Origin of the sequence: Streptomyces albiaxialis (genome assembly GCF_039530985.1) — a bacterium.
In the GTDB taxonomy this organism is placed as follows: Bacteria; Actinomycetota; Actinomycetes; order Streptomycetales; family Streptomycetaceae; genus Streptomyces; species Streptomyces albiaxialis.
The window spans coordinates 338609-345622 of the sequence record NZ_BAAAPE010000015.1 but is presented as its reverse complement, the minus strand read 5'-3'; the positions used below and the strand labels follow the sequence as shown (position 1 = coordinate 345622).

General features: G+C 73.6%; 6 protein-coding genes and 1 pseudogene. 3 read left to right on the top strand and 4 right to left on the bottom strand.

Annotation, left to right across the window (positions count from 1 at the left end; translation table 11 throughout):
• Together ABD343_RS30730 and ABD343_RS30725 are read left to right on the top strand one after the other, a co-directional pair.
• Positions 1 to 922, top strand: a pseudogene (locus ABD343_RS30730) (hypothetical protein); the annotation flags it as partial.
• Between the two features lie 6 nt (positions 923 to 928).
• Positions 929 to 2704, top strand: coding sequence for an alpha-amylase family glycosyl hydrolase (locus ABD343_RS30725; RefSeq protein WP_344532853.1), 1776 nt, complete (start codon positions 929 to 931; stop codon positions 2702 to 2704).
• A gap of 19 nt (positions 2705 to 2723) precedes the next feature.
• Here ABD343_RS30725 and ABD343_RS30720 read toward each other — a convergent pair whose 3' ends face one another.
• From ABD343_RS30720 to ABD343_RS30710, 3 genes are all read right to left on the bottom strand, one after another.
• Positions 2724 to 3218, bottom strand: a complete 495-nt coding sequence (locus ABD343_RS30720; RefSeq protein WP_344532852.1) for an anthrone oxygenase family protein — start codon at positions 3216 to 3218, stop codon at positions 2724 to 2726.
• Between the two features lie 295 nt (positions 3219 to 3513).
• Entirely contained in the window at positions 3514 to 4437 is a 924-nt protein-coding gene (locus ABD343_RS30715) for an NmrA family NAD(P)-binding protein (protein ID WP_344532850.1), read from the bottom strand.
• A 5-nt stretch (positions 4438 to 4442) separates the two neighbouring features.
• Positions 4443 to 5504, bottom strand: coding sequence for a saccharopine dehydrogenase NADP-binding domain-containing protein (locus ABD343_RS30710; protein ID WP_344532848.1), 1062 nt, complete (start codon positions 5502 to 5504; stop codon positions 4443 to 4445).
• A gap of 151 nt (positions 5505 to 5655) precedes the next feature.
• Between ABD343_RS30710 and ABD343_RS30705 the strand changes: the two genes are divergently transcribed.
• Complete coding sequence (locus ABD343_RS30705; protein WP_344532846.1) at positions 5656 to 6267, top strand: TetR/AcrR family transcriptional regulator; 612 nt, start codon at positions 5656 to 5658, stop codon at positions 6265 to 6267.
• 111 nt (positions 6268 to 6378) lie between these two features.
• Here ABD343_RS30705 and ABD343_RS30700 read toward each other — a convergent pair whose 3' ends face one another.
• Entirely contained in the window at positions 6379 to 6936 is a 558-nt protein-coding gene (locus tag ABD343_RS30700) for a sugar O-acetyltransferase (RefSeq protein WP_344532844.1), read from the bottom strand.
• Positions 6937 to 7014 lie beyond the last annotated feature (78 nt).

Sequence of the window (7014 nt, the reverse complement as noted above, 5' to 3'; positions counted from 1 at the left end):
GGAGGATCCCGATCCGGACCACGGCATCGAGACGCTGATCGTCTTCCTCGGCTCCAACAACGCGCTGTCCTCCGTGATCGACCTCCGCCTGGTGTGGAGCGGCGACGGCTACGACGACCCGCGCCGCAAGGGCGCGTACACCGTGTGGCGGCCCGAGCACTTCGCCACGGAGCTGTCCCGGGTGGCCGCGCGGGTGGGCGAGATCCGCGCGCGGCACGTCATCTGGTGCGCGGTGCCGCACGTGACGATCGCGCCCGTCGCGCGCGGCGTACGGCACAAGATGGCCGACGGCTCGCGCTACTTCCCGTACTACACCCGCCCCTGGATCAGCGACTCCGACTTCGACGTGCGGCGCGACCCCCATCTCACCGGCGACCAGGCGCGGTCGATCGACACCGCCGTCGACCAGTACAACGACTCCCTCGCGGACACCGTGCGCGAGGCCCGGCGCGCGGGCCGCGACTGGTATCTCCTGGACACGGCCGGGCTACTGGACCGGCTCGCCTCCCGCCGCTACGCGGAGGACGAGGAGGCCCGCCCCGACTGGTGGACGCCGTACGAGCTGCCGCCCGCCGTGGCCGCGCTCACGCCCGCGTTCACCTCGCACTTCCTGACCAGCGACGGCGAACGGCGCGCCTCCGGCGGCCTGTTCTCGCTGGACGGCGTGCATCCGACGACCGTGGGCTACGGGATCCTCGCGCAGGAGCTGATCGACGTGATGCGGCTGGCCGGGGTCGAGTTCCGCACACCGTTCGGCGGGGAGGTGCGGCCCGACCCCGTCGAGGTCGACTTCGCGCGGCTCATCCGCCGCGACACCCTGGTCAACCGGCCGCCGGGCAACGTCACCGCGGGGCTGCGCACCATCGGCTGGGCGGACGAGGCGCTGGACCTGGTGCGCCGCACGCTGCGGTTCGGGAGGTGAGCCGCGATGAGCCGGCCGGTCATGGGCGCCGTCCCCTACGACGGCGGGGCCGCCTTCCGCGTCTGGGCCCCGCACGCCCGGGCCGTCGCCGTCACCGGCTCGTTCAACGCCTGGCAGGTGCCCGGCGTGCCGCTGGCGCCCGAGGACGGGGGCCGCTGGGCGGGCGAGGTGCCCGGGGTCAAGCCGGGAGACGCGTACAAGTACGTGATCACGGCCGCGAGCGGTGAGGAGCTGTGGCGGGCCGATCCCTTCGCGGCGGCGATGACCGGCTCGCCGGGCGACGCGCTCGTGACCGAGCGGGAGTTCGACTGGTCGGGCACGGAGGACTACCGCCCGCCCGCGCGGGACGAGCTGGTGCTCTACGAGATGCATGTGGGCACCTTCAACGACGAACCCGGCGGCGGCCCCGGCCGGTTCGCCGATGTGCTCCCCCGCCTGCCCCACCTGGCGGGACTCGGCGTGAACGCGATCGAGCTGATGCCCGCCGCCGAGTTCCCCGGCGGATTCTCCTGGGGGTACAACCCGTCGGCGCCGTTCGCCGTCGAGACCGACCTCGGCGGGCCGCTCGCGCTCAAGGGACTGGTCCGGGAGGCCCACCGGCACGGCATCGCCGTCCTCCTCGACGTCGTCTACAACCACCTCGGCCCCGGCGACCTGATCCTGTGGCGCTACGACGGCTGGCACGAGGGCGAGCACGGCGGCGGGATCTACTTCTACAACGACTGGCGCGCCCGTACGCCCTGGGGCCACACCCGCCCCGACTACGGACGCCCCGAGGTCCGCGCGTACCTCCGCGACAACGCGCTGCACTGGCTGGAGGAGTACCGGATGGACGGCCTCCGCTGGGACGCCACCGCGTACATCCGCGACGCCGACGGCACGCCGCTGCCCGACGGCTGGAACCTGATGCGCTGGGTCAACGACGAGATCGACCGCCGCGCGCCCCTCGCGTTCAGCGTCGCCGAGGACCTGCGCGGCGACCCGCGCGTCACCGCGCCGACCGGCGCGGGCGGGGCCGGGTTCGACGCGCAGTGGGACGCGGACTTCGTGCACCCGGTGCGGCGCGCGGTGATCGCCACGGAGGACCGCGACCGCGACATGGGGGCCGTGCGTGCCGCGATCGAGCACCGCTTCGACGGCGGGGAGCCGCGCCGCGTCGTCTACACCGAGTCCCACGACGAGGTCGCCAACGGCCACGCCCGCGTCCCGGAGGAGATCTGGCCGGGCAGCGCCGACAGTTGGTTCTCGAAGAAGCGCTCGACACTGGGTGCGGCACTCGTGCTGACCGTGCCCGGCGTGCCCATGCTCTTCCAGGGCCAGGAGTTCCTGGAGGACCGCTGGTTCGACGACCAGGACCCGCTCGACTGGACGCGCGCGAGCCGCTTCCGGGGCCTCATCGACCTCTACCGCGACCTGATCGCGCTCCGCCGCGACCTGCGCGGCACGACGGCCGGACTGCGGGGCGACCATGTCTCGGTCTTCCATGTGAACGACACCGACAAGTGCCTCGCCTACCACCGCCGGATGCACGGCGGGCCCCGGGACGACACCGTGGTCGTCGCCAACTTCGCCAACCGGGGGTACGCGCACTACTCCCTCGGGATGCCGCGCGGCGGGCTGTGGCGGGTCCGCTTCAACAGCGACTGGGAGGGGTACGACCCCGCGTTCGGCGGCCACCCCGCCCATGACACGGAGGCCGTTCCCGTGCCCCGGGACGGCCTCCCCTGCACCGCCGCGCTCGCCCTCGGCCCGTACACGGCGGTGATCCTCTCCCAGGACTGAGCCCGCGCCGGGCCCGCGCTCAGGCCGAGTGCCGGACCAGGGCCCAGGCGAGGGAGGCGAAGGCGGCGGTGTTCGCGGCCGTGCGGAGCCCGTTCCAGCGGTTCCAGGCGTCCTCGAACTCCGCGCGCAGCTCGGCGAGCCGCCCGGCGTCGTCGGGCAGGCCGCCCGCGACGAGGGCGTCGTTGAGGGGAACGTTGCCCGCGAAGGTGATCACGAGGACCGCCGCGTACAGCACGAGCCCGACGACGATCCACGGCAGCGCCGGGCCCCGGTCCCCCGCGAGCTGGAGGCCCCCGGCGGCGACGATGAACAGCAGGGAGCCGAGGAAGAGCAGCATGAACCAGCCGTTGAGGATGGCGTCGTTGATCTTCTGCATGGTGTCCACGAACGTGCGGTCGCCCGCGCGCTTGAGCCCCGGCATCACCGCGAACGTGAACCCGTAGTACAGCCCCGCGCTCAGCCCCGTGGTGAGCGTGGCGGCCATCAGCGAAACGCTCTGCAGTGCCCGCAGCATTCGGACCACTCCTCTGTTTTCCGGTCTCTGCTCCGTACACCTCGTAGTCAACGCGAGCCGGGCCCCGCGGCCCATGGCCGAGGGGCTCACCGGCATGTGTGAGCGTCTCGGCCCACTGGGCGCACGCCGGCCCCGGTTCCCGCACGACGTCCTGAGGGACGCGCCCCGGCGAGGAGCTGACGGGCCGGTCAGCCCGTCGCCGGGTTCGTGCGGCTGGCGGCCCGGGGCCGCGCGGCCGGGGACACGGTGCACCCCGACGACGCGGGACCGCGCGCCATGGCCGGGGCGATCGGCCTCAGGAAGCCGGTGGCTCCTTCGCGGGCTCCTCGGTGAAGTCGCGCAGGGTGCGGGGCGGTTCGCCGCCGTAGCGCTCGATGGAGCCGGTCACCTCGTACAGCTCGTGGTGGGCGCCGATCGCGCGGAAGAGGTCCCACAGCTTACTGAGGTGCTCGACGGTGTGGAGGTCGCCCCCGTAGAGGTCGAGGGCGCGCTTGCGCCAGTCGCCGGGCGGGACGTCGGCGTACGTCAGCGGGGTGCCCCGCCCCTCGGCGAAGGTCCGCGTGGCCTCGCCGACCGTCATGACCTGGCCGCACAGCAGCACGACGGGGTCGGCGCCGGGGAGTTCGGGGAGCGGGTCGGCCAGCAGCCCGGCTCCGACGCGCGCCACGTCCGTGCCCGCGACGAGCGGCAGGACGGTGTCGGGGGCGCCGAGGGGCAGGGCGAGTTCGCCGTGCCCGGCGGCGCGGACGAGGAAGTCGAGGTTCTCGAAGAAGACCCCGGCGCGCAGGTGCACGGCGCCGATCCCGGCCCAGTCGAAGACCTGCTCGGAGACCCAGTGCAGCCGCATCCGCGGGGTCCCGGCGTGCGGGTCGGCGGCGAGCTGCGAGACCTCGACCACGCGCTCGACGCCCTCGCGGCGCGCGGCGGCGGCGAACGTGCCGGTGGCTTCGAGGAGTCCGTCGGTCACGGGGTAGGTGAAGTAGGCCCGGCGCACGCCGCGCAGTGCGGGGAGGACGTCGGTGATCTCGCGGAGGTCACCGGCCACGACCTCGGCGCCGAGCGCGCGCAGCGCGTCGGCCCGCGCGTCGTCGGTGTGGACGAAGGCCCGCACCTCGTGGCCGCGCTCGCGCAGCAGCCGTACGACGTGGCGGCCGGTGGAGCCCTGCTGGCCGCCTCCGGCCCCGGTGACGAGGATCGGCCCTGTCGCCGCTGTGGCCATGGGGATCAGCTCCCTTCGGACGGGTCGGGGAGGCGGGCCGTGAGCACGCCCCGGGCCTCCAGCGCCTCGAGGAACTCCCGCGCGGGAAACGCCTCGGCGGGCGCGAGGACCCCGGTCTTCGCGGGCCCGTCGCCGTCGGCGACGCGGACGGCGGCCTCGACGGAGGCGACGGCGGCGGCCCGCCACAGGTCGTGGCCCCGCAGATCGCCGGCGCGGTTCCCGCCCTCGTAGATGGCCTGCCCGGCGACCATGAAGTCCGTCGCGGCGCGCGTGTCGTCGTCGAGGTCCTCGCTCTCGAAGACGTCCGGCTCCTCGAAGGTGGAGGAGGTCAGCATCATGTCGACGTTCCGCGTCGGTACGTGCCGGGGCACGGTCAGCGGCTCGAAGGAGGGGAAGGGGGTGAGCGTCGAGCGCGGGCCGAGCGGCGGCGGGAAGGCGAACACCGCGTTGCGGGGCTCGACATAGCCCGAGCGGAGCGTGCCGTCGGCGTACGTGAGCCGCTCGGTCTCGGCGAAGAGCTGCGCGGCGGTGTTCTTGGCGCCGGTGGTGAGCCGCCAGCCGCTCACCGCGTAGGCGAGGACGATCCGCTCGACGGCGGGGAGCCCGTCGGCGACGGCGGAGGCGAGCAGGTCGCCCAGCCCGCCGTAGAAGCTGACGCCGGGGACGAGCAGGGTCCCGGTGCGCTCGGCGGTGGCCTGGAGGGCGTCGAAGACGTGCTTGACGTGGTGCGGTTCGAGGGCGTGGTCGATGTAGTGGCAGCCCGCCTCGGCCGCGGCGAGGGCGACGGGCGCGCCGGTGCGGGAGTAGGGGCCCGCGCAGTGGATCAGGACGGCGGCGCTGCCCGCGAGTTCGCGGAGCGCGTCGGGGTCGTCGACGGAGGCGGTGAGGGTCCGGACGCGGGCCCCGCCCCCGGAGCCGTCCTCTTCCAGCCCGGCGGCTAAGGAGGCGAGGGCGTCGGGATCGCGGCCCGCGAGGATCATGTTCCGGCCGCGGGCGCGGAGTTCGGCGGCTACCAGGCGCCCCGTGTGGCCGTAGGCCCCGTAGATTGCGATGGCCGGTGCGGTCATGGTTCGCTCTCTTCCGTACTTCGGGTATGCAAGGTCGCGGCCGAAGTTACGTACCCCGGGTATGCCCGTCAAGAGGCCTGTCACGAGGCCCGCCGAGAGGTCCGCCACGAGGCCCGTCAGAGGTCCGTCACGAGGAAGCGCAGGAGTCGCCATGAGCCGCCGGAGTCCGGCCCGTACGCAGGCAGAACGGTCCGACGCCACCACGTCGGCGCTGCTCGCCGCCGCGCGCGAGCTGTTCGGCCGCGACGGTTACGGGCCCACGTCCATCGACGCCGTGGCCTCCGCCGCCGGGGTCACCAAGGGGGCCGCCTACCACCACTTCCGGGGCAAGGCCGACCTCTTCCGCGCGGTGTTCGTCCGCGAGCAGGAGGAGATCTCCGCCCGGCTGGAGCGCGTCGCGGCCGGGGCGCCCGACACCTGGACGGCACTGGAGCGGGGCGCCCGTACGTTCCTGGAGCACTGCCTCGACCCGACGTTCCGCCGCGTCGTCCTGCTGGACGGCCCGGCGGCGCTCGGCTGGGAGACGGTCAGGGAGATCGAGTACGCGCACGTCCTGCGGGTCCTCTCCGCCGGGATGCGCGCCGCGAGGGACGACGGGCACATGGCCGACGGAGACCTGGAGGCCCGCTGCCAGTTGGTGTTCGGGGCGCTGTGCGAGGCGGGCATGCTGCTGGCCCGCTCCCCCGACCCGGCCCGCGCCCTTCCCTCCCTCACGGCGGAGGCCGGGCGGCTGCTGGGGGCCACCGCGATTCCGGGCGCGTGAGCATTCCCGGATAACGGCGGGAATTCTTCCCGCACCTATTACGGAATCCTTTTCTGACCCGCCAAGCGAACGCCCTCCACCCGAACACCCTCCACCCGAACGCGCTCCGGCTCAGCCGAGATCACGGATCACGCGCGCCGGATTTCCGACCGCGAGAACGCCGTCGGGGAGATCCTTGGTGACGACGGAACCCGCGCCGACCACCGTGTTGTCCCCGATCGTCACGCCGGGGCAGACGATGACGCCGCCGCCGAGCCAGACGTTGGAGCCGATGGTCACCGGCAGGCCCTTCTCCCAGCCCTCGCGGCGCCGGTCGTGGTCCAGCTCATGGGTGGGCGTGAGGAGTTGGACGTTCGGCCCGATCTGGGTGTGGGCGCCGACGGTGATCGGCGCGGTGTCGAGGAAGACGCCGCCGAAGTTGACGAAGACGCCGTCGCCGAACGTGATGTACGTGCCGAAGTCGCAGCGGAACGGCGGCCGGATGCGCACCCCTTCGCCGAGCGAGCCGATCAGTTCGCCCAGGATCTTCTGGCGCTCTGCGGGCAGCCGCAGGCTCGTCGTGTTGTACCGCTCGCACAGTTCCATGCCGCGGCGCGACTCCTCCGCGAGCTGTTCGTCGTCGGGGAGGTACCAGTCCCCGGCCAGCATGCGCTCCTTGTTCACACCCACGGTCGCCCCTCCGCCTCCCGGTCCCGCATGTCGGGGACGACCCTATGCCAGGGGCCGTTCGGCCCCTGGCGCGGGGCG